Raw genomic sequence first — 23151 nt, 5'->3', positions numbered from 1 at the left:
AGATAGCATAGCGCAGGTCCAAAGCCTGATGCGCGCAACTCCGAATGGAGGTTGTCGCCCGCGGCGGTTCCGGGGCTGCGCCTTTGTTTGGTCCGTCGTAACGTTGCTGTCGGCACCGGTGGCGTGGGGTGAATCGTTGCTTCCGGTTCCGTCCGGACAACCTGTCGAACTCAACAACGTTTTGCTGGACACAAATCCGGGCGAGCTTTGGGTTCGGTTCAGGTTTGTCGCGCCGAAAATCGGCTCGACCGCCGGGCACATCACCTATGATGTCGCGGTGGTCGACATGGCGCACTTGTGCGAGGCTTTGGCGGTGCCTTACGTGGCGAAGCACGAATTGGAACCGGCCCGCGTCGTAATCTCGTTCTCGGATCGCGCACTGGATTTCGGCGAAACGGACCTTGCCGCCACCCAGTTTTTCGAAGCCTACCGCCTGGAAGAGTCCCGGTGTATCTGGGAGGGGCTCTGACCATGAATACCAGAATTCATGACCTCAGCGAGCCTTATCCCCATGTCGCACCTTCGGAGGTTTGCATGACTTTTCCATCCCGGTCCATACACCGGTTTCCTTGTCTTCTCAGCAATAAGAGCGAGGAGATTAAAGCATGTTGAAACATCGCGGTTTCCCCGGCCGTTTGCCCGGTACGGATTTCCAGTTCACCATTCGACGCGCCAACCCAAAGGGCGCGACACCGCTGACCCGGCGCGAACGATTCAGGGACCGCAAACCGGCTGACCGCAGGGCTGATGCCGCCTTTATGCGTGCCTTGGTAGAACATTTTTGGGATCAGCCATTCGAGCGCGGAAACCTGGATGCCGGGCGCTTGAGCTGGCTGTTCGGGCGTGAGGTTGTCGCGGCGGAGGATCCCTTTGATCCTGCCAGCTATGATGCTTTGCTGGTCATTGATCTGGAAGCTGTGCGCCAGTCCTTTCCCGACATTCTGGACGGGGCAGGTTGATCGTGACTGGTGTGATGCAAAATATGGCGCAGCGCGGCGAAGGCTGTGTGACCCCGCCCTGGATTGGGCGAGGCCATGTTGATGCGTCAGAAGTTCAGTTGCGCGGCAACCTGAACGCGGTTCCCGTCGAAAGTACGGCCAGTGTTGACGTCGTTCCGCTCGCCATAGATGTATTCGGCACTCAATGTCAGGTTGTCAGTCGCCTTGTAAAAGGCGTTGACGTGGATCGTTTCCAGTTCGGTGAACGAAAGCGTTCCGGTCGAGGTCGGCAGATCGTAGTCCTCCTGACCGTAGCTGATGCCAACATTCCATTTCGGGGTGATATCCTGTCGGAACTCGACGGTGTAGCCGTCGACATCGTTGGCTTGGCCGTTGACGATCGGAGCACCCAGGCCGATCAGGTAGGGTCCAAGGGCCTCGCCGTTGACATAGTTGACCTGAAACAAGCCGCCGTTCCATGGGCGGATCGATCCGGACAAAGTAAAGCCGGTCTGGTCGACCTCGACATTGCCGGACTGCGCCTTGCCGTACAGGGCCGAAGCCCGTGCGAGGTAGGTTCCGTCATTGTATTCGACAGAACCGGTCAGGACCGGATCATTGGAATTGGAGCCGCCAACGTTTTCTTCAGCCGAGACGGCGAAGGTCGTGTTATCCGCAAAGTTATTCGTGTAACGCACTTGTGGAACACGAGCGAAGGGGATCCCGACGGGGCCATTGAATTCGACCGTGGTCGGGTACGAATTGAGCGGCATGAAATTGGTCCATGTCTGACCGATCAGCCAGGCGTCTCCGATTGTGATATTGGCGTGGCGCAGGCGCAGTTCAGCTGTTCCGTTCGACGCGAAAAGGTCCAGTTCCAATTGACTTCCGATGTCTCCGATCGCCGAGGGAGTGTTGGTTCTGAGGCCAATCCGCGACTGCCGGACCGTGGCCCCGAAAGTTCCGTCGGTTGCCGCCGAGGGCTCGCCGATTACGTTCACGAAGGCCGTGTCGCCCTGATCGTATTCAAAGTCGTAGAAGAAGTCGGCTTTGACGTATCCGTAGACGTCAAGTGTGGTGTTGCCGATCTGCAAATCACCGGTCCTCGAGCCGGGATTGGCGGTCTCCAGAGCTTCGACCCGGGCGCGCAGCGCGTCCAGTTCGGCCTGTGTCTGAGCATCTTGCGCAAAGGTTTGCGTACCGGTCACGCAAAGTGTGCTGGCAGCAAGCAGGCAAGTTGTTTTACCCTTTATTTTCATGGGATTAAGTCCTTGTGTGCGAGTGTGCGACGCCACAGTTTCACGCATGCAAGGTTGATGGAAATCACTAAAGCTGGAGAAAACAACCGCGTATTCTCAAGCAATCGTGACGGGAATTGCAGCGGTATTCACTCGCGTGTGATCCGCGTTCCTAAGCGCCCATATGCACGCAACAATTTTCATCGTATCCAACACATTTGTTGTGAGGGGATTTGGCGCCAGGCTGGGCTCTCACAGTCGTTTTGTAACGACAATGTGACGTGCGAAACGGGTGTGAAAACGAATGTCTCATGCCGAGACGTCGGCGCAAATCTGCGCGAGATTTTGCCCGATTGGCGGGTTTCAGCCGGAAATCAAAAAGGAAGAAATGCCAGGTTGGCGGCCGAAAATGAACTGTGCAAGGTGGTCGGGCCGTGCGGCTCTACTTTGCCTGCGTCGCACAAGCACCTACTATTCCGTACCCCTTCCTTCCGCGGACAGGCTTGTGAACCCCACAATCACCTGTCCGCGTTTTTCTTTGCGCAGGGTTCCAGGCAGGGTTCCAGGGTGCGGAGGCAAAAACTTGCGCAATTCATGAAATTCCGCGCATTGTTATTGCATAACAACGCCTGTTTCCCACATCTGCCATCAAAGACTTCAAGAAACCTAAAGGGGCAGAAGAAATGCGATTCTCACGACTGTGCTATGTATTGGCGGCCTGCGCAGGGCTTGCGGCTTGCGGCGACACTACAGGCGAGCAAGCGGTGCTTGGCGGCGGTGCCGGGGCAATCGGCGCAGCGGTCCTTAACGCCGACCCGTTGTTCGGAGCGGCGGTCGGGGCCGCAGGCAACGTCTTGTACTGCAAGACGCAGAACAACTGTAACTAACAACACTTCTTCGGGGCTTGCACGGCCCCGACAGTCATCGCGCATCACGCCGTTGCAGGGCTCGCACCCTGCAGCGGCGTTTTTGCGTTTTCGGAACACCAAGACAAAGGACGTTTCATGTTCAACAAGATCCTGATCGCCAACCGGGGCGAAATCGCCTGCCGCGTCATCAAGACCGCGCGCAAGATGGGAATCGGCACGGTTGCCATTTACTCGGATGCGGACAAGAACGCGCTGCATGTCTCAATGGCGGATGAGGCAGTTCATATAGGCCCACCGCCGGCCAACCAGTCCTATATCGTGATCGACAAGGTCATGGACGCCATACGTCAAAGCGGTGCCCAGGCGGTTCACCCGGGCTATGGCTTCTTGTCTGAAAACTCCAAATTCGCTGAAGCGCTCGAAGCCGAAGGTGTCGCCTTTGTCGGCCCTCCCAAAGGCGCAATCGAGGCTATGGGTGACAAGATCACCTCGAAGAAAATTGCTCAGGACGCGGGGGTTTCGACCGTGCCCGGCTACATGGGGCTGATCGAAGACGCGGATGAGGCGGTGAAGATCTCAAACGACATTGGTTATCCGGTGATGATCAAGGCCAGCGCCGGGGGCGGTGGCAAAGGGATGCGGATCGCGTGGAATGATGAAGAGGCGCGCGAGGGCTTCCAGTCATCCAAAAACGAGGCCGCCAACTCGTTCGGTGACGATCGGATTTTCATCGAAAAATTCGTGACCCAGCCTCGCCACATCGAAATTCAGGTGCTCTGTGACAGCCATGGCAACGGCATCTATCTGGGTGAGCGCGAATGCTCGATCCAACGCCGGAACCAGAAAGTGGTGGAGGAAGCTCCATCGCCTTTCCTTGATCCTGAGACTCGCAGGGCAATGGGTGAACAGGCGGTCGCACTGGCCAAGGCTGTGGACTACGCAAGCGCGGGGACGGTCGAGTTCATCGTCGATGGCGAAAAGAACTTTTACTTCCTTGAAATGAACACACGTCTACAAGTGGAGCACCCTGTGACCGAGCTGATCACCGGTGTTGATCTTGTAGAACAGATGATCCGTGTGGCGGCGGGCGAGAAACTGTCGATCACGCAGGACGACGTGACCCTGACCGGATGGGCCATTGAAAACCGCCTTTATGCCGAGGACCCGTATCGCAACTTCCTGCCGTCGATCGGGCGCTTGACCCGCTATCGCCCGCCGCAGGAAACCGCCGCTGGCCCGTTGCTGGTGAATGGAAAATGGCAGGGTGACGCGCCCGAAGGCGACACGGCCGTGCGCAATGATACCGGCGTCTATGAGGGCGGCGAGATCAGCATGTATTACGATCCGATGATCGCCAAGCTCTGCACCTGGGCCCCGACGCGGGCGCAGGCGATCGAGGCCATGCGTGTCGCATTGGACAGTTTCGAGGTTGAGGGCATTGGCCACAACCTGCCTTTCCTGTCGGCCGTGATGGACCATCCCAAATTCGTCAGCGGCGACATGACCACGGCCTTCATTGCCGAGGAATACCCGGATGGTTTTGAAGGTGTCGAGCTGCCCGAAGACGATCTGCGACGCATTGCGGCTTCTTGCGCGGCGATGCACCGGGTCGCGGAAATCCGCCGCACCCGCGTATCTGGCCGGATGGACAACCACGAACGCAAGGTCGGGAAACGCTGGGTCGTTTCGTTGCAGGGTCAGGAATATGCCGTGCAGGTCAATGCCGACAGGGAAGGTGCGACCGTGAAGTTCGAGGACGGATCCGCGCTGCGTGTCGCTTCGGATTGGACTCCGGGCGATCAACTGGCGGTGCTGGATGTCGATGGCCATACGCTGGTTCTGAAAGTCGGCAAGGTCTCGGGCGGCTTCCGCATCCGGAACCGCGGCGCGGACCTGAAGGTGCATGTGCGCCGCCCACGCGCGGCGGAACTGGCCAAGCTGATGCCCGAGAAACTACCGCCAGATACCTCAAAGATGCTGTTGTGCCCGATGCCCGGCCTGATCGTGAAAGTCGATGTCGAAGTCGGTCAGGAGGTGCAGGAAGGTCAGGCGCTTTGCACGGTTGAGGCGATGAAAATGGAAAACATCCTGCGCGCCGAAAAGAAGGGCACCGTATCCAAGATCAACGCGGGTCCCGGCGACAGTCTGGCCGTGGACGATGTGATCATGGAATTTGAGTGATCACGCCATGCGCGCGACTGTGCCACATATCCCAAAGTTACCGGCGCTTTGCGCCGGGGCCAGCCTGTGTGGCAGTCTGGAAGAGTTCGGTCAGCCGCCTTCGCGCCGCTCGCGGATTTCGCGCTGGCGCAGCGGCGTCTTGTCGATGGACCGACCGATCTCACGCACGCTCCAGGGACTGGGCTTGCGCAGCTTGACCACGCCGTCTTTATCGACGAACACCATCTGGAACCCACGCGGGCGCAACTGTGACCGGATCGCCGACCGGGCCGCCGGGTCCGTGTCGGTCAACACGATCACATCCCGGTCGCGCATCGCTTCTTCGCCCTCAAGCAGCATGTCGATTTGTTGCTGGAAACGCGGATCTGCCGGCGTGTCCGCGAATACGACAATGGGCCGATTGACCCAGAGAAATTCGCTCAGATCGCTGTCGCCAGTCGGACGAACGAATGCGTCATCCGTAGGTGCAGACCCGTCTGCGGCGAATGCCGCCAGCGGGATTAGTGCCGAGAAAACAAGGGCAAGCGTGCGTGTCATAGGGCCTCCTGTCCTGTTGAATATAGCCGCTGTGCGGACGAATGCGACCGGCGAATTGCAGACAGCGCTCAAAAATTCGCGCTTTGACCGTCGGAAAGAGGCGGCGCCGAACAACTCTGCGCGCGGGCAACAGCCTGCCGCGACCCGAATTGACGAGAGGAAATCGAAATGACCAACACGAAGGACTGGCAGGCGCTGGCTGAAAAAGAGCTGCGCGGACGGCCGTTGGACGATCTGACCAAAGAGACGCTGGAAGGTATCAACGTCAAACCGCTTTATACGCAGGAAGATACCGCTGATTTGCCCCATATGGGGTCGCTTCCCGGATTCGGGCCGTTTACGCGCGGTGTCAAGGCAACAATGTATGCGGGCCGCCCCTGGACCATCCGTCAATACGCCGGGTTTTCGACAGCTGAGGAGTCGAACGCTTTCTATCGTCGCAACCTGGCTGCCGGCCAGCAGGGCGTGTCGGTTGCCTTCGATCTGGCGACGCATCGGGGTTATGACAGTGACCATCCGCGCGTCGTTGGAGACGTGGGCAAGGCAGGCGTCGCTATCGACAGCGTCGAGGATATGAAGATTCTGTTCGACGGCATCCCGCTGGACAAGGTTTCTGTCTCGATGACCATGAACGGTGCGGTGATCCCGATCCTGGCGAATTTCATTGTAGCGGGCGAAGAGCAGGGCCACGACAAATCAGCCCTGTCTGGCACCATTCAGAACGACATTCTGAAAGAGTTCATGGTGCGCAACACCTACATCTACCCGCCTGAACCGTCGATGAAGATCATCTCGGACATCATAGAATACACTTCGAACGAGATGCCGAAATTCAACTCGATCTCGATCTCGGGCTATCACATGCAGGAGGCCGGGGCCAATCTCGTTCAGGAACTGGCCTATACGCTGGCGGATGGCCGCGAATATGTCCGCGCCGCGACGCAGGCCGGGATGGATGTGGACAAGTTTGCTGGCCGGCTGTCCTTCTTCTTTGCCATCGGCATGAATTTCTTCATGGAGATTGCCAAGCTGCGTGCGGCGCGCACGCTGTGGCACCGTGTGATGACAGAGTTCGGGGCAAAATCCGAACGTTCCAAGATGCTGCGCACCCACTGCCAGACCTCGGGCGTCAGCTTGCAGGAGCAGGACCCCTACAACAACGTGATCCGCACTGCCTATGAGGCGATGAGCGCGGTACTGGGCGGAACACAATCGCTGCATACAAACGCTCTGGACGAGGCGATTGCGCTGCCCACCGATTTCTCGGCCCGCATCGCACGGAACACGCAGTTGGTGCTGCAGGAAGAAACGGGCGTGACCGACGTGGTCGATCCGTTGGCCGGGTCTTACTATGTCGAAAGCCTGACCAACGAACTGGTCGAAAAGGCCTGGGCCTTGATGGAAGAAGTCGAGGAGATGGGCGGTATGACCAAAGCCGTCACCTCTGGCATGCCCAAGCTGCGGATCGAGGAAAGCGCGGCCCGCCGTCAGGCGATGATCGACCGGGGAGACGAGGTGATCGTCGGGGTCAACAAGTATCGCAAGGAACAGGAAGATCCGATCGACATATTGGACGTTGATAACGTTGCCGTTCGCGAAGCTCAGGTCGCACGTTTGGAACGTATTCGGTCGACCCGCGACGAAGCCGCCTGCCAGCAAGCCTTGGACGCCCTGACCGTTACCGCCCGCGAAGGAGGCAATTTGCTGGCCGCTGCCGTCGAAGCCGCCCGCGCCCGCGCATCCGTAGGAGAGATCAGCATGGCCATGGAAAAAGAATTCGGTCGTCATCGCGCCGAAGTTAAGACGCTGGCTGGCGTTTACGGCGCAGCCTACGAGGGCGACGAAGGTTTCGCCGCGATCCAGAAATCCATCGAGGATTTTGCCGAGGCTGAAGGGCGCCGCCCCCGTCTTCTGGTCGTCAAGATGGGGCAGGACGGTCACGACCGGGGCGCCAAGGTGATTGCGACGGCCTTTGCCGACATCGGTTTTGACGTGGACGTTGGGCCTTTGTTCCAGACCCCGGCCGAAGCGGCGCAAGACGCAGTGGATAACGACGTGCACGTGGTTGGGATCTCCTCTCAGGCTGCGGGTCACAAGACATTGGCGCCTCAACTGGTCGAGGAGCTGAAAAAAGCCGGTGCCGAGGATATCATCGTGATCTGCGGCGGCGTCATCCCGCAACAGGATTACCAGTTCCTGTATGACCACGGCGTCAAGGCGATTTTCGGACCGGGAACAAATATACCTGAGGCGGCGCAGGATATCTTGCGTCTGATCGGTGAAGCGCGCGAATAGTGCTTTCAGGCAACGACCGCAGGAACGAGATTTTTTACTGAAAAATCTTGTGGTACAAAGCCTTCGACGACGACTCTGCCATCGAAAGCAGCGCGTTTTCGCGCTGCTTTTTCTTGGATGATTTGAAGGGGTACGCCATGATATTGGACCATATTGCCGTTTCCGGTGAATCGTTGGAAGCCGCAACCGCCCATGTCGAGCATGCTCTCGGCGTTGAACTGCAGCAAGGCGGCAAGCACGCGAAATTTGGCACCCATAATCGTTTGCTAGGGCTGGATAACGGTCTGTATCTGGAAGCGATCGCAATTGATCCGGATGCACCTGTGCCTGACCAGCCACGATGGTTCGATCTGGACCGGTTCCAAGGGGACGCGCGCCTGACCAACTGGATTTGTCGGGTGACGGATATAGAAACCGTTACAATGCCTGGTGGTCCCGTTACACCAATTGATCTGGATCGGGGCGCGTTGCGATGGCGGATGGCAGTACCTCCGTCCGGGCGGTTGCCTTTCGACAATCTCTATCCGGCTCTCATCCAGTGGCAGGGGGATCTGCATCCTGCTCAGATGCTGCAGGCCAGCGGGTGCAGATTGCGACGATTGGTGGTGTATCATCCCGATGCATTGGATCTTGCGCGTCTGTTGGGGCCATTGGATCTGGTCGAATTCGACTCTGGCCCTGCGGCGATGCAGGCCGAGTTTGACACACCGCACGGGCCCCGTGTGCTGGAATGATCATTCGTCCGGCCCGGGCCGCCGATGCAGATGCGATTGCCGCGATCACCAACGCGATCATTCGGGACACACTGGTTACGTTCACGACCGAAACACGCAACCGGGACAGCATTGCTGCCGATATCGCTTCACGACCTGAACAGTATCTGGTGGCACAGTTGGACAAACAGGTCGTTGGTTTTGCCACGTACAACCAGTTCCGTGGGGGTCCGGGATACGCTCATACCTGCGAACATACGATCCAGTTGGCGCCCGAGGCACGCGGCCAGGGTGTCGGTCGTGCTTTGATGGCCGCTCTGGAAGAGGCGGCCCGCCTGAACGGAGTGCATGTTCTGGTGGCAGGCATATCGTCGGCCAACCCGAACGCAGTGGCTTTTCACGCTGCCATTGGTTTTGACGAGGTTGGGCGGATGCCAGAGGTGGGCCGAAAACGAGGGCGCTGGCTGGATTTGGTATTAATGCAAAAAATACTGGCCCCGCTGTGATCTGTCGCACCTGACAGTCGCATCGGTGCGCGCTACTGTGCGCCCATGTCGATTTGGACCCGCATATCCGACGCGCTGAGCGCGCTTGCCAAGGGCGAAAGCCTGACAGCAGTTTTTGAGAAACTTCGCACGCCGCCGGAGCGTTCGGTGGCCTTTGCCATCGCGGTGATCGCACTGGGCGCCAAGATGGCCAAGGCCGACGGGCAGGTAACACGCGACGAAGTGACGGCGTTTCGCGAGGTGTTTCAGATCGCGCGCGAAGATGAAGAGGGGGCGGCGCGTGTTTTTGACATGGCCCGCACGGATGTCGCGGGGTATCAGGATTACGCCCGCAAGATCGCAAAGATGTTTGGCGAGGACAGCACCACCCTGTGCGACCTGATGGAAGGGCTGTTTCATATTGCCATGGCGGATGGGTTCTACCATCCGAACGAAAACGAGTTTCTGGAGGAGGTCAGTCGCATTTTTGGCCAATCCGAAGCTCAATTCATGGCCCTGCGCGCGCGGTTTGTTCCGGACGCGCCAAATGACCCTTACACTGTGCTCGGCGTGCCCCGGGATATGCCTATGTCCGATATCCGCAAAGTCTGGCGCCAGCTTGTTCGCGATACACATCCGGACGCGATGATGGCCCGCGGTGTGCCGGAAGAAGCGGTGCGTCTGGCGGAAAAGAAGATGATCGACATCAATCGCGCCTGGGACGAAATCAACGGGGCAACGGTCTGAGCCGATGCGGCTGGCGACCTATAATATCGAATGGTTTGCCAATCTGTTTGATCGAAATGATGCGTTGATCTTGGATGACAGTTGGTCGGGTCGTCATGACATAACGAAAGCCCGGCAGGTCGAAGCCATCGCCAAGGTTCTGACGGCATTGGACGCCGATGCGATCCTGATTGTCGAGGCACCCAATACAGGAAAGTCCCAAAACACAGTCCGTGCACTTCAACAGTTTGCCGAGGCTTTCGGCCTCAGGACAACGCGCGCTGTTATGGGGTTTCCCAATGACACACATCAGGAACTGGGGCTGCTTTTCGACCCAGATATCCTGCGCGTTCGGCATGACCCGGTCGGAGAGCCTACGACCGAAGCCGGCAGTACCAATACACCGCGATTTGATGGGGTTTTCAGAATAGACCTGGATGTGGACGCCACGGAAGATCTTGTCAGATTTTCCAAACCTCCGATGGAGTTGGCCGTCGAATTGGCAACCGGCGCATCTTTTCGCCTGATCGGCGCGCATTTGAAGTCCAAGGCCCCCCACGGCGCAGAAACCAGAGACGAAGCGATCCGCATCTCGATTGCCAATCGCCGTAAGCAATTGGCTCAGGCGATATGGCTGGCCCGTCGGGTCGAGGCTCATCTTGCCGATGACGAGCCCACTATCCTGCTGGGTGATCTCAACGACGGTCCCGGTCTGGATGAATTCGAGCACTTGTTTGGGCGTTCCTCGGTCGAAATATTGTTGGAGGCCGGTCTCTATGATCCACATGCTGCTCGGGCATATGGGCGGCGCCCCGGCTCGGTCCCTTCCACGGCGCGTTTTGCGCGACCGGACGAAGGCCGTTTCCTTGAGGCACTGTTGGACTACATAATGATCAGCAATGACTTGCGTGACCTGAACCCGGAATGGCGTATCTGGCACCCGTTTCGGGATGCCGCCTGTTGGTCCAACCCGGAGCTCAGGGATGCCTTGCTGACAGCTTCAGATCATTTTCCGGTTACGCTGGATATCAACCTGTAACCTTTCAACCTGAATAAGCATCACCTATATTTTTTGCCATGCAACGTATCGCGATGATCTGCGCGGTCTGTACGGCCATGGCTATTCCAGCCCATGCCCAGGAAGAAGGCGGTCAGTCTCTGATGGAACAGGGTGCCGAGCTGTTTCTGGAAGGCCTGCGCAAGGAAATGGAACCGGCCCTGGACGAATTGCTGGGGCTTGCGGATCAGTTCGGCCCGGCAGTTCAGTCCTTTATTCAAGAGATGGGCCCCGCCTTGGCAGAGCTGGCGGCGCAGATCGATGATTGGAGTGTCTATGAGATGCCCGAATTGCTGCCCAATGGCGACATTATCATCAGGAAAAAGCCACAACGAGATGAGCCGCAGGATATTGAGCCCGAGATTGCGCCGTCTGAAGGTTTGACCGAAATTTGATCAACCAGGATCAGCCTCGCAACTTCACTCGGCTCTCCGAATTCAGGGCATCAGCAAGTGAATTGAACCGGGCTTCAGCCACTTCGTTGAAAAGTGGTGCGGCTTCTTTTGGCAGGATCAACTCCAGCTCACGTTTTTTGGGGAAGTAACGTAATTCACCCATTGCTGCGTCCTTCTGCATCCAGAGCATGGCACCAAAACGCATGGCTTTGCCAAGAATCTCGGCTTGCTTCTGGCCTGCTTCATCAAGCAGCTCGTACAGCGGCGCAAACCGATTGCCTTCACGTTTGTTGCGGTACCGGTGTTGCAGGGCCAGGCCGATGAAGACCCGTTCGGAATGCTTCAGGCCACTCATGTTTGCGCGCGTTACAGTTTCGAAACAGACCTCGGCGCGATAATCAGGGTGCGCACGCCAGCTGACATCATGCAACAGGCAGGCAGCCTTCACCAACCGCACTTTTTGGGGTGGCGCTGAACGGAAAAGGGGCATGACGAAATCGAAAAGATGTTTGCCGAATCCGGGCAGTCGCGCGTCCTTGGCCTCGGAAAAGCGGCTGGCCTCGATCAGTGGGTCCCGGTCGCGCACATGCTGCGGCATTTGCTGATACAGCAACCCTTCGCGAATACCGTAACTTGAGATCGCGATGTCCTTGGGTTTGAACGTTCGGATCAATCGCGCAAGAACATCCATTGCAAACGGTATCAACGCCATGCGCGAACTGGAAACTCCGGCTTTGCTGCGCAGCTTGTCCGGATCGTTCTTTTCAATGAACTTGATGGTTTCGCGAACCTGTTTATGGGTCATGCGGTATTCGTGCAGCACGTTTAGCGGATAGCCGCGACGCAACATATCCAGCCGTGCAAATGCGCGCCAACTGCCTCCGACCAGAAACAGGCGATCTCTCTGTGGACCCATCCGGTCGCGCATCTCTTCCAGCGTTTGTTTGATATGCGCCTTGCGGGCCCGGCGACCGCCCTTGATGTCGCGCAGTTTCAGCGGGCCCAATGGTGATGTCATTCTACGGCCTACCTCGCCGCCTCCGATCTCGGCCAGCTCGACCGACGAACCGCCGATATCACAGATCAAGCCATAGGCACCTGGCCAGCCAAGTAGGACCCCCTGGGCAGACAAACGCGCCTCTTCCTCGCCGTCGACAACCTTGATCGCCAGACCAGTCTTTTCTTTCACTTCTTCGCAGAAGTCAGGCCCGTCTTCGGCTTCGCGTACGGCCGCAGTTGCGACCGCGTGCAGGGCAGGTAGCCCAAGATCGTTGGCTAGGAATTGAAACCTTTGCAGGGCTGCCAGCGCCCGAATGCGTCCACGCGGGTTAAGTCGCCCCGTTTCCGATAGGCCAGCCCCCAATTCACACATGACCTTTTCATTATAAAAGTAGGCCGGAGATCGCGCCGCCCCGTCGAAGATGACCATCCTGACCGAGTTCGATCCCACATCCACGACACCCACTTTTGACAACGCTCTGGCGTCGGGATCGTCAAAGAGAGGCGTTCCAAACGGGCCGTAGTCGGGGGTTTCAGTCACAGTCTGTTTCATGGATTCCCCAGAAGTTCCGGCCACAGGATGCGAAATCGTTGATGCCCGGTCAATCGTCGGTGGTGAGCTTATTGGCCGCAGTATTCAAAACACGCACTGCCAGCGCCCTGGTAATTTCCCGTTTCTCCCTGAGCGCCAAATCGTCTAGTTGGTCAACCACGCCAGCCGCGTTTTCAAAACTGCGATCCATATGTTTGACGAGATACGAGATGACATCAGGGCCGGGGTTCAACTGCCGGTCTGTAAACAACTTGGCCAGCACTGCCCCTAACAATGCGTCGTCCGGGCTTTCCAGCGCAACATGATGCGCGCCCTCGACGCGGCTTTGCAGATCGGCAAGCGGCAAGTTCCACAACTTCGGGGTTTCTCGCCCGGTCATCAGCAGGGTGTGGCCTTCGGCGAGGGCGAGGTTGTGCAGGTGAAACAGTGTCTTTTGTTGCTCGAGGTCCGATGCGATCAGCGGCACGTCTTCGACAGCGACGGGCGCGCGGGCCAGATCCGGAACATTTTCGTACCGTAATGCAGAAGCCGATAGGATTCGCGCGCCGGTTTCGCCGGCCCAGACATGCGCCAGATGGCTCTTGCCTGATCCCGCAGGGCCGCTCAGCACCAGCTTATTTCCAGGCCAGGATGTGGCCGAAATCATGGCAACAGCCAGTGCGTTGGCAGGCGAGACAAAGAAATCCTCGCGCCCCAGCGCCGTTTTGGAGGGCAAATCGAAACTCAGCTGAGTGGCCATCTCTTAGTCTTCCTGCTCCAGCCCTTCGTGACCGGTATAGAGCCGGCTGTGCAGGTATTTGTCAGTTGCAAACCGCGCCAGCACGCCCAGGGCCGCCGCGACAGGAACAGCAACCAGCATTCCGACAAACCCAAACAACGCACCGAATACCGACAAGGCCAACAGCAGCCAGACGGGATGCAGGCCCACAGAACTGCCAACCAGTTTCGGCGTCAGAAAATTGCCTTCGGTCACCTGCCCAAGCGCAAAGATCCCCGCAACCAGACCGATATGAGCCCAGTCCCCCCAGAACTGAAACAGGGCCAGACCAATCGCCAACGTGCCGCCGATCAGGGCGCCTAAATACGGTATGAACGTGACCAGACCTGCGATGAAACCGACAATCAGGCCGAACTGCAATCCAACGACCATCAAGGCGATGGCGTAATAGGTGCCAAGGATCAGACAAACCGTACCCATGCCGCGCACGAAGGATGCAAGGGCCGCGTCAATCTCACTCGCCAGCCGCTTGATGGTGGGGGCATGGTCGCGCGGCAACAGCTCGCCAATGCGGGCGATCATTCGATCCCAGTCCATCAGCAGGTACACAGCAACCACCGGGACGATCACCAGCAGCACGACCACATTGATGGCCGATCCCAGTGAAGCCAGAACGGTTTGCAATACATCTCCGGTTTTGGATTTCAGCGTCTCACCGAATGAGACCAGCATCTGGTGCGTGTTGGATTCGCTGTCCAGAAGCGACGGGAACTGTTTTTCAATAAAGGCACGTAATTGCTTGAAAAGGCTGGGAAGAGTGTCCACCAGATCCAGAAGCTGCGTAATCAGCGCAGGCACGACCATCAGGATCATCAGGACAAAGCCAAGCACACCAACCACCGTGATGATCCCGGTTGCCGCTATTCGGGACAGGCCCAGTTTTTCCAGCCGGTCCGCTACCGGGTCAAGGAAATAGGCAATCGCGCCACCGATGACGAAAGGAAGCAGGACGTCGCCCAGAAGGTACAAAACCAGTACGAACACCGCCGTTGCGATGCCCCAATACCTGAGTTGATCCTTAACCGGCAAAGCCATGGCGCATCCTTCTTAGCGGCGCATTGCCATGTTCTTGGCGTATGAATGCCTGCGATGCAAGTGGTTCATAGCTCAGCCGGTTTTGCTGGTCAGTCGTGAAGCGTTCCCAGTTCGGGCGTATCCCTGTCGGCGGTTTCGTCGGGCCAGTTGGTCCTCCAGATCTCGGCCGACCAGTGGCCGCAATGCACCGCGGGACGGTCAAAGCCGGGAAGCGGCGTTAGCAGCGGTTTCACGGTGACATCGTGGCGCGGCACCGCAAAATAGGGGAACGAATAACGTTCTCGCCCTGATCTGTTGACCACTCGATGTGGTGTGGATTTCAACCGGCCGCCCGACCAGAGTTCGAGCATATCGCCGATATTGACCACAAATCCACCCTCGGGGCAGTCCGGAGTGACCCAGCCGCCCCCGCGGGTCTGAACCTCCAGTCCGCCGACCGGATCCGGTGCGATGATGGTCAGGGCGTCGGTATCTTTATGCGGGTGGATGCCGTAACCGCCCTCATCAGGTGCCTGAGGCGGGTAGTGTAGCAGGGTCATATTAGTCATTGGGTCGCTGAACGCCTGGCGCAATGCCCCGGGTCCAAGTTCCAACCCTGTTTCAAGCGCACCCAGCAGCTTGTCCGTAACACCGTCCAGTGCTTGCCAATACTCAAGGATAGTGTCCCGGGCCTGCGGAACTTCCTGTGGCCAGTGGTTGGGGCCATACAGCGGGCATTCCACACGGATGGCGGCGTCCTCGGCGGTTTCGCGATGCAGTTTGTAGCCTTCGTACTTGTCGGCTTTGCCGGACCCGTCATTAGGGGTGAAGAAACCCATCGGGATATAGCCGCGATAATTGTCCCGCGTAATTGCCTGATCCCATTTCCTTTTCTCCGGAATAGCGAAAATTTCACGGACGCAAGCGCGCACGCTACCTATTGTCTCTTGCGAAATCCCAGTGCCCGTAATCGACAAAAAGCCGATTCCAGTGCAAGCGTCGAGAATCTGCCGAACCGTCCTTGCGAAATGCGGATGGGTTGAGTCGCCGAGCGGTGAGATATCAATGGTCGGAATACTGTCCATCAGTGGATCCTGACCCCTTGGCGCTGCAATTCTGAGTGGACTGTCGCCAGGTTCAGGCAATCCAGCTCCTGATTGGTTTTGAGCGACAATGCTGCGGCAATACCCGCGCCCTGACCCATAACCGCGCAGCAGGCCATGTTGCGTGTCGCGGCATGCGCGACCTTGTCCGCGCCATGCGACCGTCCAGCAACAAGCAGACCCTTGATCCCTTTTGGCAGCATCGAGCGGTACGGAACTTGCATGTACCGCCCAGTCGTCGGCAGGATCAGAATGCCGTAACCGTCGATGAACTCAGGATAGATACCGATTGTATCTTCGAACCGCCCCTGATGGCGTGCGTCGTCTTCGGTCATGTTGTAGACCGCGTTGATCTTGCGCGTGTCGCGAATGCCGATGGTCATCCCGAAGTTACGCAACCTTGCGTTTTCGCACCCGGGCATGAAACGCCGCAGCGCCTCGATGGCCAGCATGGTCTGGCGGCGGCCTTCGATCTCTCCCTTGGTCAGGCTGTCCGGGTCGGTGCCGTCTATTTCTGCCAGATGGATCAGGTTCATGTAGGTCAGTTCACCCGTGTCGTGCATTGCGCCCCAGGTGCCGGCGATGGTGTTCAGATGCGCAGGGATGAGCCCCTCTTCGATGGCATGCTGGAACGGCTTCTTGACGAAGGGCGAGAACATGTCGTCCTCTTTTCCGCTTGTTTCGATGTTCCATTCACCGCCGCCGCCCCAGTCCTTGTAGGTTTGCGGATCAGATTTGATGCCCTCCATGAAGGCACGCTTGTCGACACCCGCCAGATGGAACATGACCGAGGCGGCCATCATATCCTCTCGCGGGGTCTTATGAGTTGGTGCGCCTGCGCGATGGGCCACATCGGCGTCACCAGTGGCGTCGATAATCACTTTGGCCAGGATTGCTTCGCGTCCGGCCTTGGATTCGGTAATGATCCCGGTGATACGGTCGCCCTCCATGATCGGAGCCACGAACTGCCGGTGCAACATTGGGTGCGCGCCAGCCTCTTCAACCAGTTTGTCCGCGACCAGTTTGAATCCTTCACTGTCCAGTTCATAGCTGAGCGACTGGCTTTCCGGCACGGCCGCGCCCATTTCCTTGGCACGCGTTTCGAACTCCATGCCGATGCCGCCAGCCTCGACGGTCTGTTCGTGGCGGTACCACGCGAAGCCCTCGACCCCGACGGCGGTGATATTACCTCCCATGCAGCCAAAGCGATCGACCAGAGAAACTTCGGCCCCTGCGCGCGCTGCGGCCAAGGCGGCAGCCAGCCCTGCGGGACCTGATCCGACAACTAGAACGTCCGTCTTGTGGATAACGGGAATCTGCCGGGCGGGTTCCTGAATCGTCTGCATTGGAGCCTCATGAGTTTTACATTTCTGTCACACTTGAGGTTCCTGACTGACTGGTCAATCCAAAAACCGACTGACCTGAGGTCGCAATTTCGCCAATGCCCGATTGCCCCCGGCGAGGCTTTGTCATAAGCAGCTTTGAAGTCGAATTCTCACCTTTGAAGGTCATACAATGCGCCTCAGCCGTTACTTTCTGCCCGTTCTCAAGGAAAACCCCTCCGAGGCCCAGATCGTCAGCCACCGGTTGATGCTGCGCGCTGGTATGATCAAGCAGGCCGCGGCCGGAATTTATTCGTGGTTGCCACTGGGCTTCAAGGTTCTGCGCAAGCTGGAAAATATCGTCCATGAAGAGCAGGCGCGGGCAGGTCATATTCCGATACAGATGCCGATCCTGCAATCAGCGGATCTGTGGCGCGAATCCGGTCGCTATGACGATTACGGCCAGGAAATGCTGCGGATGCAGGATCGCCACGGGCGCGACATGCTGTATACGCCGACCGCCGAAGAACTGGTGACCGATATCTTCCGCGGTCACGTCAACAGCTACAAAGATCTGCCGCTGACGCTGTATCAAATCCAGTGGAAGTTCCGCGACGAAATCCGTCCCCGCTTTGGTGTGATGCGGGGTCGCGAGTTCTATATGAAAGACGGCTACAATTTCGACCTGACGAAAGAGGACGCGCTGCACGCCTATAACCGGCACCTTGTCAGTTACCTGCGCACCTATGAGCGGATGGGTTTGCAAGCCATTCCGATGCGCGCCGATTCCGGCCCCATCGGTGGTGACGATACGCATGAATTCCTCGTGCTGGCTGATACAGGTGAGTCTGAGGTCTTCTATGACAGCGCCGTCACCGATCTGACCTTTGGCGACCGTGAAATCGACTATGACAACCGTGAACAGTGCCAGGCGATCCTTGAGGAGTTTACCTCGAAATACGCCCGCACGGACGAAACCCATGACGAGGCGCTGTTCAACCAAATCCCTGAAGAACGCCGCCGCGTGGCGCGCGGGATCGAAGTTGGTCAGATTTTCTACTTTGGCACCAAGTATTCCGAACCCTTGGGGGCCACGGTTCAGGGACCCGACGGTAAACCCGTCCCGGTTCACATGGGTAGCCATGGTATCGGTGTCAGCCGCCTGATCGGTGCAATCATCGAGGCCAGCCATGACGACAAGGGCATCATCTGGCCCGAAGGCGTGACGCCGTTCCACTGTGGCATCGTCAATCTGAAGCAAGGCGATGAAGAGGCAGACGCGGCTTGTGAGAAAATCTACGCGGCGCTTACCGCTCTGGGGCTTGAACCGCTATATGATGATCGCAACGAACGGGCAGGGGGCAAGTTTGCCACCATGGATCTGATCGGTTTGCCGTGGCGTATCACTGTCGGGCCGCGTGGTTTGAAGAATGGCGTAGTTGAACTGACCAGCCGTCGAACCGGAAAGAGTGAAGAACTGAGCCCCGAAGCTGCCGTCAGCAAGATCGCCAAGATCTACGAACAGATCGCCTGACAGGACGGGCCGTTTCGTTACGCTTCAAGACGCACCCTGTGTTGGCCGAACGGCCAGCACATCGCCGTCGGCCTGACTGCCTCGGGCCACGACGATCGGGCGGCCCATGCGTCGCACCAGCTCCCGAAAGTCCAGGCCCAGAAACCGCAGCCCGCAGATCCGCTGGTCCGTCGTGCGGTCGGTAATGCACAGCCGGCCTTTGCGGAAGGCGAGACGATAGCCTTTTTCTTTCAGAATGTCCGTCAGGTTGCCCCAGTTTGCGGCTCCGGTGAATAACGGGCGGATAGAAGCGCGTAACAGTGCTGCGCTTTCGCAATCCAGGTCTGTTGATGCCGTGCGGGTCAAATTCGACCCAACTGTTTCAAAGTCACTATCAAAATTCATGAGCGTACCCCCGCTCTAAAATCGTTACCCCCAACAACAGGGTGTCAAAGTTTCTTAAATTAAGCAAAAAGCGAAAGAAAATTGCTTAGTATATGTTGCATTTTGAATTCAGTTTTGGATGCAATAATCACATTGACTTCATAACCGAAACAATACCGCGATGTCTGTGAAGCGCGTCACAACTGCCGGTTTAATCAGATCAAAGCGTGTCTATTTTTGGAGGATCGCCTAACAGGAGCGCCGTGCAGTGATTCGCAAGTGTCACGCTTAAGCATCAGAATTTCGCAACGTGAGGCCAGGGTCATGAGCGCGTTCGGTAAGCAGACAAAGCTGTTTTGCAGACCGCCGCCGACCAATCGGTCTGACCTGCATTGCCCCCCATAACCGACTTGACCATCCGCCCAAATGCCTAAAGGGTCGCGGCAAAACAATTGTCGGAGCAGGAATGGCCAGTACACCCCCGCCTTTCGCCCCATTTGAATGGAAAATTGCATGGCGATACCTGCGTGCACGTCGCGCCGAAGGGGGCGTCAACGTGATGACATGGATATCCCTGATCGGGATCACGCTTGCAGTGTTTGCTTTGATTGCAACCCTCGCGGTGAGGTCAGGTTTTCGGTCGGAGTTTGTCGGCACAATTCTGGGCGCGAATGCACATGTCACTGTTTACTCGACAGGCGAGATTGATGGGCAAGGTCATGTCGACCGCACCATTGCCAACTATGATGAAATGGCCGCTCGCATCGCTCAGGTGCCGGGAGTGGAACGGGCTGCTCCACTCGTCAAGGGTCAGGTACTGCTAACCAACCGGGATCGCAGCTCCGGGGTCGAAGTGTTCGGGATTCGGCCGGATGACCTGTTCAGCCTGCCGGGAATTGCCGAAAGCGATCAGGCATATGGTGATCTGACCCGCTTTGACGAGGGTATTGCCATCGGCTCGGGCGTGGCGCGGGCTATTGGGGCAAATGTGGGGGATACGGTCAAGGTAACCTCACCCAACGGCGTCAAGACAGCCTTTGGAACTTCGCCGCGGGTCAACGCTTATGAAGTCGTCTATGTCTTTTCCGCCGGTCGTTATGACATCGATCGCACCCGTGTCTACATGCCGTTTGACGAGGCGCAGAGTTTCTTCAACCGCGAAGGCGTTGCCGACGAGATCGAGGTGATGGTTGCACAGCCCGAAGACTTGAACCCGATTCTGGTTCCGATCCTTGAAGCTGCCGGTGATAGGCCGCAATTGTGGACATGGCAGGATGCATCGGGCGGGTTTCTTCGCGCGCTCGAGGTTGAGGACAACGTGATGTTCATTATCCTGTCGATCCTGGTTCTGATCGCGGCGATGAACATCGTTTCGGGCCTGATCATGCTGGTGAAGAACAAGGGCCGCGATATCGGGATCCTGCGCACCATCGGGCTGAGCGAGGGGTCGGTGCTGCGCGTGTTTTTTATCTGCGGGGCCTTCACCGGGATCATCGGCACCGCGATGGGCGTCATCCTGGGGTGTCTCTTTGCGATATACATCGACCCGATCTTTTCGTTTGTGAACTACGCCATGGGCGGAGGGGTGTGGGATCCATCCATCCGCGGTATCTACGCGTTGCCCGCGGAACTGCACCTGTCTGATGTGCTCAAGGCCATTGGTCTGTCTTTGGGGCTTTCTTTTCTGGTCACATATTTCCCGGCCCGCCGCGCGGCGCGGCTGAACCCGGTCGAGGCGCTGCGCTATGAGTGATGTAACTTTGCGGCTGAACGGCCTGACTAAGACCTACTTGCAAGGCACGCCGGGCGAGCTGCAGGTATTGCGCGGTGCCGATCTTGAGTTGCGCGCGGGCGAGGCGGTGGCGCTGGTGGCACCTTCTGGTGCAGGTAAATCCACACTGTTGCATATCGCGGGACTGCTGGACACTCCCGACACCGGCACGATCGAGGTTGCCGGGCAAGCCGCATCGGGCAAAGGGGATCGCACGCGTACGGCGATCCGGCGGCGCGATGTTGGATTTGTCTACCAGTTCCACCACTTGCTTCCGGAATTCACCGCGCTGGAAAATATCGTGTTGCCGCAACTCGCCAATGGTGCCTCCGAACGGGTCGCGCGGGAACGGGGGATGGTACTGCTGGATCGCGTCGGTGTCGCCGCCCGGTCTGATCATCGCCCTGCCGCCCTTTCGGGCGGCGAGCAGCAGCGGGTTGCCTTCTGTAGAGCTCTGGCCAACGAGCCGCGTGTTCTGCTGGCGGATGAGCCGACAGGTAATCTTGACCCCGAAACCTCGGATCAGGTGTTTGCCGCGCTGATGTCGCTTGTGCGTGAAGCCGGATTGTCAGCGCTGATCGCAACGCACAATCTGGACCTTGCGGCCCGTATGGATCGCATGGTGCGTTTGGACGCGGGCGTTCTCAGGCCAGCTGAGTAATTGCAACGCCGATGGCCATGACCGTGATACCTGCGGCCCGTGTCAATGTGAGCGGCGTGATCTGAGCGCCAAATAGGCCGAAATGGTCAATCGCGGCGGTGCTGATCAGCTGACCCAGCAATACAAAGAATACGGCATTTCCCACCCCAAAATGGGGTGCCACATGGGTAATGGAGAGCACGTAGAAGGCAATCAGCACGCCGGCAAGAAACAGGTGTTTAGGGGCACTGGCTGCTTTGGCAAAAGCCTGACCGCCCGGCAACACCATCAAGGCAAGCGCGGAAGCCGCGAACGCAATGCCAAACAAGATAACCGCCGCAGTGTTCGGCGACCCGATCAGCTTGCCAAGGGCTGCGTTCAGCGCTGCGAGAACCGGTATGCCAACTCCGGCCGCCAGCATGATCGCCGCGTATTGTGTCATGATAAGCCCTTCCAAGCTGAAACTGTTGATCTGGATCATTGCCTTCAGCAGGGCTTCGGGCAAGCCTGTAAATGTCTGATTGCAGTGGAGGAAGCGATGATCAGGTGGTACTTCAAGACGTGTATGGCGGCTGCGCTTGCGGCGATCCCCCAGTACGCTGCGGCGCAGGATGCCGAAACGGGTGCTGAGTTGTATCAACACTACTGCGCGACCTGCCATGGGCTGGATGCGACCGGGCACGGTCCGATGGCCGGGGTACTGATTATTCAGCCAACCAACCTGAAAACCCTCGCTGACGAGGATGGCGTCTTTCCAACAGCTCGGGTTGTGGCGCGTATCGACGGGCGTGACCCTCTGGTCAGCCACGGCAGTCCGATGCCGGTCTACGGTCCGTATTTCGAAGGACAGGATACCGCGATCAAAACCCCAGACGGGCAACCGATTCTAACAAGCAAACCTATTGTCGATTTGGTTGCGTATCTGAAAACACTGCAGGGCAACTGACGCTTCAACCGCATATCCCCTGTAGCTCGGCCCCGGCCCACGGCAGCAGCACGTCGCGTTCGCGTCGCGCGCCCGGCAGCTTCGACACGTCGAAGTGGGGGCTCAGCATTTTGTGCAGTCGTTTGGTGCGTGGTGCATCAGGATCCAGCGCACGGCAGCACACGTATTCTTCGACGATCGACCCCTGCTGTTCATACCCATAGGCCAGAAAATCGGGCGAGGTATCCAGATCGAACAGGTAAGGGTCGCTTTGTCTTCCATGTTCTGCGGCTGCGCGCAGGGGGTGGTACCCGGTCGTTTTACGGTTTTGCCATTGCCAGACATGTGTCAGTTCATGAGCCAGCAACATCGCGGCGATCAGGTTCATCTGATCCGGGTATTCGGTCATGTAGTCGTCCAGATACCAGTCCCTTGTGAAATACACGCGGTTGAACAGCGCGACGGCTGCCGGCTTTCCGGTTACGGTTTCCTCTTTCGCCGGCGGCAGGATTCGTTCCCGGCAAGCAAGGCGGGGGCGCACCTTTCGAGTATAGGTAATTGCGGTCACCGGCGCGCCTTCGACCAGTCGCACCCGGTCGAGATTCAGCGTTTCACCATGAATATTACCGGCAAAGGCGCGTTCTTGCTCGGTCAGGGGACGACCGCAGGCTGAAATCAGGAACACGATGCATATCAGCAGGGGACGAACCATGGG

24 protein-coding genes are annotated in these 23151 nt (G+C 58.0%); 14 read left to right on the top strand and 10 right to left on the bottom strand.

All coding sequences use genetic code 11. The annotated features are described in order from the left end of the window. Window positions 1-28: 28 nt before the first annotated feature. Both AC2TDJ_RS16460 and AC2TDJ_RS16455 read left to right on the top strand, forming a co-directional pair. On the top strand, window positions 29-469 hold the full coding sequence (locus AC2TDJ_RS16460; RefSeq protein WP_480843761.1) for a DUF6497 family protein: 441 nt from the start codon (window positions 29-31) through the stop codon (window positions 467-469). Window positions 470-605: 136 nt separating this feature from the next. Further along, entirely contained in the window at window positions 606-959 is a 354-nt protein-coding gene (locus AC2TDJ_RS16455) for a hypothetical protein (protein ID WP_480843760.1), read from the top strand. A gap of 86 nt (window positions 960-1045) precedes the next feature. Here AC2TDJ_RS16455 and AC2TDJ_RS16450 read toward each other — a convergent pair whose 3' ends face one another. Beyond that, a complete protein-coding gene (locus AC2TDJ_RS16450) occupies window positions 1046-2146 on the bottom strand; it encodes a DcaP family trimeric outer membrane transporter (RefSeq protein WP_480843759.1) in 1101 nt (366 codons plus the stop codon). 713 nt (window positions 2147-2859) lie between these two features. Here AC2TDJ_RS16450 and AC2TDJ_RS16445 point away from each other — a divergent pair. Together AC2TDJ_RS16445 and AC2TDJ_RS16440 are read left to right on the top strand one after the other, a co-directional pair. Further along, entirely contained in the window at window positions 2860-3063 is a 204-nt protein-coding gene (locus tag AC2TDJ_RS16445) for a hypothetical protein (RefSeq protein WP_480843758.1), read from the top strand. Window positions 3064-3180: 117 nt separating this feature from the next. Continuing rightward, window positions 3181-5226, top strand: coding sequence for an ATP-binding protein (locus AC2TDJ_RS16440; RefSeq protein ID WP_480843757.1), 2046 nt, complete (start codon window positions 3181-3183; stop codon window positions 5224-5226). A 90-nt stretch (window positions 5227-5316) separates the two neighbouring features. Here the strand turns inward: AC2TDJ_RS16440 and AC2TDJ_RS16435 are convergent, their stop codons facing one another. Then, complete coding sequence (locus AC2TDJ_RS16435; protein WP_480843756.1) at window positions 5317-5763, bottom strand: DUF4174 domain-containing protein; 447 nt, start codon at window positions 5761-5763, stop codon at window positions 5317-5319. A gap of 168 nt (window positions 5764-5931) precedes the next feature. On the opposite strand from AC2TDJ_RS16435, the gene scpA reads away from it, so the two are divergent. The 6 genes from scpA to AC2TDJ_RS16405 all read left to right on the top strand — a co-directional run bounded on the left by scpA (window position 5932) and on the right by AC2TDJ_RS16405 (window position 11434). Further along, window positions 5932-8058: a methylmalonyl-CoA mutase gene (gene scpA, locus AC2TDJ_RS16430; protein WP_480843755.1), complete on the top strand. Its 2127-nt coding sequence runs from the start codon at window positions 5932-5934 to the stop codon at window positions 8056-8058. Between the two features lie 137 nt (window positions 8059-8195). After that, complete coding sequence (locus tag AC2TDJ_RS16425) at window positions 8196-8792, top strand: VOC family protein (protein ID WP_480843754.1); 597 nt, start codon at window positions 8196-8198, stop codon at window positions 8790-8792. Continuing rightward, on the top strand, window positions 8789-9277 hold the full coding sequence (locus tag AC2TDJ_RS16420) for an N-acetyltransferase family protein (protein WP_480843753.1): 489 nt from the start codon (window positions 8789-8791) through the stop codon (window positions 9275-9277). Before AC2TDJ_RS16425 ends, AC2TDJ_RS16420 begins: the two co-directional genes overlap by 4 nt. Before the next feature lie 45 nt (window positions 9278-9322). Continuing rightward, window positions 9323-10003, top strand: a complete 681-nt coding sequence (locus AC2TDJ_RS16415) for a TerB family tellurite resistance protein (protein WP_480843752.1) — start codon at window positions 9323-9325, stop codon at window positions 10001-10003. A gap of 4 nt (window positions 10004-10007) precedes the next feature. Further along, the gene (locus AC2TDJ_RS16410; RefSeq protein ID WP_480843751.1) at window positions 10008-11021 is read left to right on the top strand and encodes an endonuclease/exonuclease/phosphatase family protein; all 1014 of its coding nucleotides are present in this window, start codon (window positions 10008-10010) and stop codon (window positions 11019-11021) included. A gap of 38 nt (window positions 11022-11059) precedes the next feature. Then, the gene (locus AC2TDJ_RS16405; protein WP_480843750.1) at window positions 11060-11434 is read left to right on the top strand and encodes a hypothetical protein; all 375 of its coding nucleotides are present in this window, start codon (window positions 11060-11062) and stop codon (window positions 11432-11434) included. Window positions 11435-11444: 10 nt separating this feature from the next. Here AC2TDJ_RS16405 and AC2TDJ_RS16400 read toward each other — a convergent pair whose 3' ends face one another. From AC2TDJ_RS16400 to AC2TDJ_RS16380, 5 genes are all read right to left on the bottom strand, one after another. Further along, window positions 11445-12986 carry a Ppx/GppA family phosphatase gene (locus AC2TDJ_RS16400; protein WP_480843749.1) on the bottom strand — a complete coding sequence of 514 codons (1542 nt, stop codon included), beginning with the start codon at window positions 12984-12986 and terminating at the stop codon, window positions 11445-11447. A 49-nt stretch (window positions 12987-13035) separates the two neighbouring features. Then, window positions 13036-13725 (bottom strand): HdaA/DnaA family protein, encoded by a 690-nt coding sequence (locus tag AC2TDJ_RS16395; RefSeq protein WP_480843748.1) that lies wholly within the window; start codon window positions 13723-13725, stop codon window positions 13036-13038. Window positions 13726-13728: 3 nt separating this feature from the next. Continuing rightward, the gene (locus tag AC2TDJ_RS16390) at window positions 13729-14799 is read right to left on the bottom strand and encodes an AI-2E family transporter (protein WP_480843747.1); all 1071 of its coding nucleotides are present in this window, start codon (window positions 14797-14799) and stop codon (window positions 13729-13731) included. A gap of 89 nt (window positions 14800-14888) precedes the next feature. Continuing rightward, the gene (locus AC2TDJ_RS16385; RefSeq protein WP_480843746.1) at window positions 14889-15863 is read right to left on the bottom strand and encodes an isopenicillin N synthase family dioxygenase; all 975 of its coding nucleotides are present in this window, start codon (window positions 15861-15863) and stop codon (window positions 14889-14891) included. Further along, entirely contained in the window at window positions 15863-17227 is a 1365-nt protein-coding gene (locus tag AC2TDJ_RS16380; protein WP_480843745.1) for an FAD-dependent oxidoreductase, read from the bottom strand. Before AC2TDJ_RS16380 ends, AC2TDJ_RS16385 begins: the two co-directional genes overlap by 1 nt. Window positions 17228-17396: 169 nt before the next feature. Here AC2TDJ_RS16380 and proS point away from each other — a divergent pair, with 169 nt between their 5' ends. Next, a complete protein-coding gene (proS, locus tag AC2TDJ_RS16375; RefSeq protein WP_480843744.1) occupies window positions 17397-18737 on the top strand; it encodes a proline--tRNA ligase in 1341 nt (446 codons plus the stop codon). 24 nt (window positions 18738-18761) lie between these two features. Here proS and AC2TDJ_RS16370 read toward each other — a convergent pair whose 3' ends face one another. Then, on the bottom strand, window positions 18762-19121 hold the full coding sequence (locus AC2TDJ_RS16370) for a hypothetical protein (protein WP_480843743.1): 360 nt from the start codon (window positions 19119-19121) through the stop codon (window positions 18762-18764). Between the two features lie 445 nt (window positions 19122-19566). Between AC2TDJ_RS16370 and AC2TDJ_RS16365 the strand changes: the two genes are divergently transcribed. Then, window positions 19567-20853, top strand: coding sequence for a lipoprotein-releasing ABC transporter permease subunit (locus AC2TDJ_RS16365; protein ID WP_480843742.1), 1287 nt, complete (start codon window positions 19567-19569; stop codon window positions 20851-20853). Next, entirely contained in the window at window positions 20846-21532 is a 687-nt protein-coding gene (locus tag AC2TDJ_RS16360) for an ABC transporter ATP-binding protein (protein WP_480843741.1), read from the top strand. The genes AC2TDJ_RS16365 and AC2TDJ_RS16360 overlap by 8 nt, the downstream gene beginning before the upstream one ends. Here the strand turns inward: AC2TDJ_RS16360 and AC2TDJ_RS16355 are convergent. Then, window positions 21516-21953, bottom strand: coding sequence for a DMT family transporter (locus tag AC2TDJ_RS16355; RefSeq protein ID WP_480844000.1), 438 nt, complete (start codon window positions 21951-21953; stop codon window positions 21516-21518). The two genes, AC2TDJ_RS16360 and AC2TDJ_RS16355, sit on opposite strands and share 17 nt — an antisense overlap. Window positions 21954-22049: 96 nt before the next feature. On the opposite strand from AC2TDJ_RS16355, the gene AC2TDJ_RS16350 reads away from it, so the two are divergent. Beyond that, window positions 22050-22457 (top strand): c-type cytochrome, encoded by a 408-nt coding sequence (locus tag AC2TDJ_RS16350; RefSeq protein ID WP_480843740.1) that lies wholly within the window; start codon window positions 22050-22052, stop codon window positions 22455-22457. A gap of 4 nt (window positions 22458-22461) precedes the next feature. On the opposite strand, the gene AC2TDJ_RS16345 is transcribed toward AC2TDJ_RS16350, so the two are convergent. After that, the gene (locus AC2TDJ_RS16345; RefSeq protein ID WP_480843739.1) at window positions 22462-23148 is read right to left on the bottom strand and encodes a hypothetical protein; all 687 of its coding nucleotides are present in this window, start codon (window positions 23146-23148) and stop codon (window positions 22462-22464) included. Window positions 23149-23151 lie beyond the last annotated feature (3 nt).

The organism is Ruegeria sp. HKCCD6647-2, from assembly GCF_057221075.1.
Note: the sequence above shows the minus strand (reverse complement) of the source record. Positions and strands in the feature narration are given on the sequence as shown.

Excerpts from the sequence above, each read along its gene's own strand:
- AC2TDJ_RS16365 (WP_480843742.1), top strand. The coding sequence starts at position 19,567 with ATGGCCAGTACACCCCCGCCTTTCGCCCCATTTGAATGGAAAATTGCA.
- scpA (WP_480843755.1), top strand. The coding sequence starts at position 5,932 with ATGACCAACACGAAGGACTGGCAGGCGCTGGCTGAAAAAGAGCTGCGC.
- AC2TDJ_RS16460 (WP_480843761.1), top strand. The coding sequence starts at position 29 with ATGCGCGCAACTCCGAATGGAGGTTGTCGCCCGCGGCGGTTCCGGGGC.
- AC2TDJ_RS16435 (WP_480843756.1), bottom strand. The coding sequence starts at position 5,763 with ATGACACGCACGCTTGCCCTTGTTTTCTCGGCACTAATCCCGCTGGCG.
- AC2TDJ_RS16425 (WP_480843754.1), top strand. The coding sequence starts at position 8,196 with ATGATATTGGACCATATTGCCGTTTCCGGTGAATCGTTGGAAGCCGCA.
- AC2TDJ_RS16360 (WP_480843741.1), top strand. The coding sequence starts at position 20,846 with ATGAGTGATGTAACTTTGCGGCTGAACGGCCTGACTAAGACCTACTTG.
- AC2TDJ_RS16350 (WP_480843740.1), top strand. The coding sequence starts at position 22,050 with ATGATCAGGTGGTACTTCAAGACGTGTATGGCGGCTGCGCTTGCGGCG.
- AC2TDJ_RS16345 (WP_480843739.1), bottom strand. The coding sequence starts at position 23,148 with ATGGTTCGTCCCCTGCTGATATGCATCGTGTTCCTGATTTCAGCCTGC.
- AC2TDJ_RS16390 (WP_480843747.1), bottom strand. The coding sequence starts at position 14,799 with ATGGCTTTGCCGGTTAAGGATCAACTCAGGTATTGGGGCATCGCAACG.
- AC2TDJ_RS16410 (WP_480843751.1), top strand. The coding sequence starts at position 10,008 with ATGCGGCTGGCGACCTATAATATCGAATGGTTTGCCAATCTGTTTGAT.
- AC2TDJ_RS16420 (WP_480843753.1), top strand. The coding sequence starts at position 8,789 with ATGATCATTCGTCCGGCCCGGGCCGCCGATGCAGATGCGATTGCCGCG.
- AC2TDJ_RS16395 (WP_480843748.1), bottom strand. The coding sequence starts at position 13,725 with ATGGCCACTCAGCTGAGTTTCGATTTGCCCTCCAAAACGGCGCTGGGG.
- AC2TDJ_RS16370 (WP_480843743.1), bottom strand. The coding sequence starts at position 19,121 with ATGAATTTTGATAGTGACTTTGAAACAGTTGGGTCGAATTTGACCCGC.
- proS (WP_480843744.1), top strand. The coding sequence starts at position 17,397 with ATGCGCCTCAGCCGTTACTTTCTGCCCGTTCTCAAGGAAAACCCCTCC.
- AC2TDJ_RS16415 (WP_480843752.1), top strand. The coding sequence starts at position 9,323 with ATGTCGATTTGGACCCGCATATCCGACGCGCTGAGCGCGCTTGCCAAG.
- AC2TDJ_RS16440 (WP_480843757.1), top strand. The coding sequence starts at position 3,181 with ATGTTCAACAAGATCCTGATCGCCAACCGGGGCGAAATCGCCTGCCGC.
- AC2TDJ_RS16405 (WP_480843750.1), top strand. The coding sequence starts at position 11,060 with ATGCAACGTATCGCGATGATCTGCGCGGTCTGTACGGCCATGGCTATT.
- AC2TDJ_RS16385 (WP_480843746.1), bottom strand. The coding sequence starts at position 15,863 with ATGGACAGTATTCCGACCATTGATATCTCACCGCTCGGCGACTCAACC.
- AC2TDJ_RS16455 (WP_480843760.1), top strand. The coding sequence starts at position 606 with ATGTTGAAACATCGCGGTTTCCCCGGCCGTTTGCCCGGTACGGATTTC.
- AC2TDJ_RS16355 (WP_480844000.1), bottom strand. The coding sequence starts at position 21,953 with ATGACACAATACGCGGCGATCATGCTGGCGGCCGGAGTTGGCATACCG.
- AC2TDJ_RS16380 (WP_480843745.1), bottom strand. The coding sequence starts at position 17,227 with ATGCAGACGATTCAGGAACCCGCCCGGCAGATTCCCGTTATCCACAAG.
- AC2TDJ_RS16400 (WP_480843749.1), bottom strand. The coding sequence starts at position 12,986 with ATGAAACAGACTGTGACTGAAACCCCCGACTACGGCCCGTTTGGAACG.
- AC2TDJ_RS16445 (WP_480843758.1), top strand. The coding sequence starts at position 2,860 with ATGCGATTCTCACGACTGTGCTATGTATTGGCGGCCTGCGCAGGGCTT.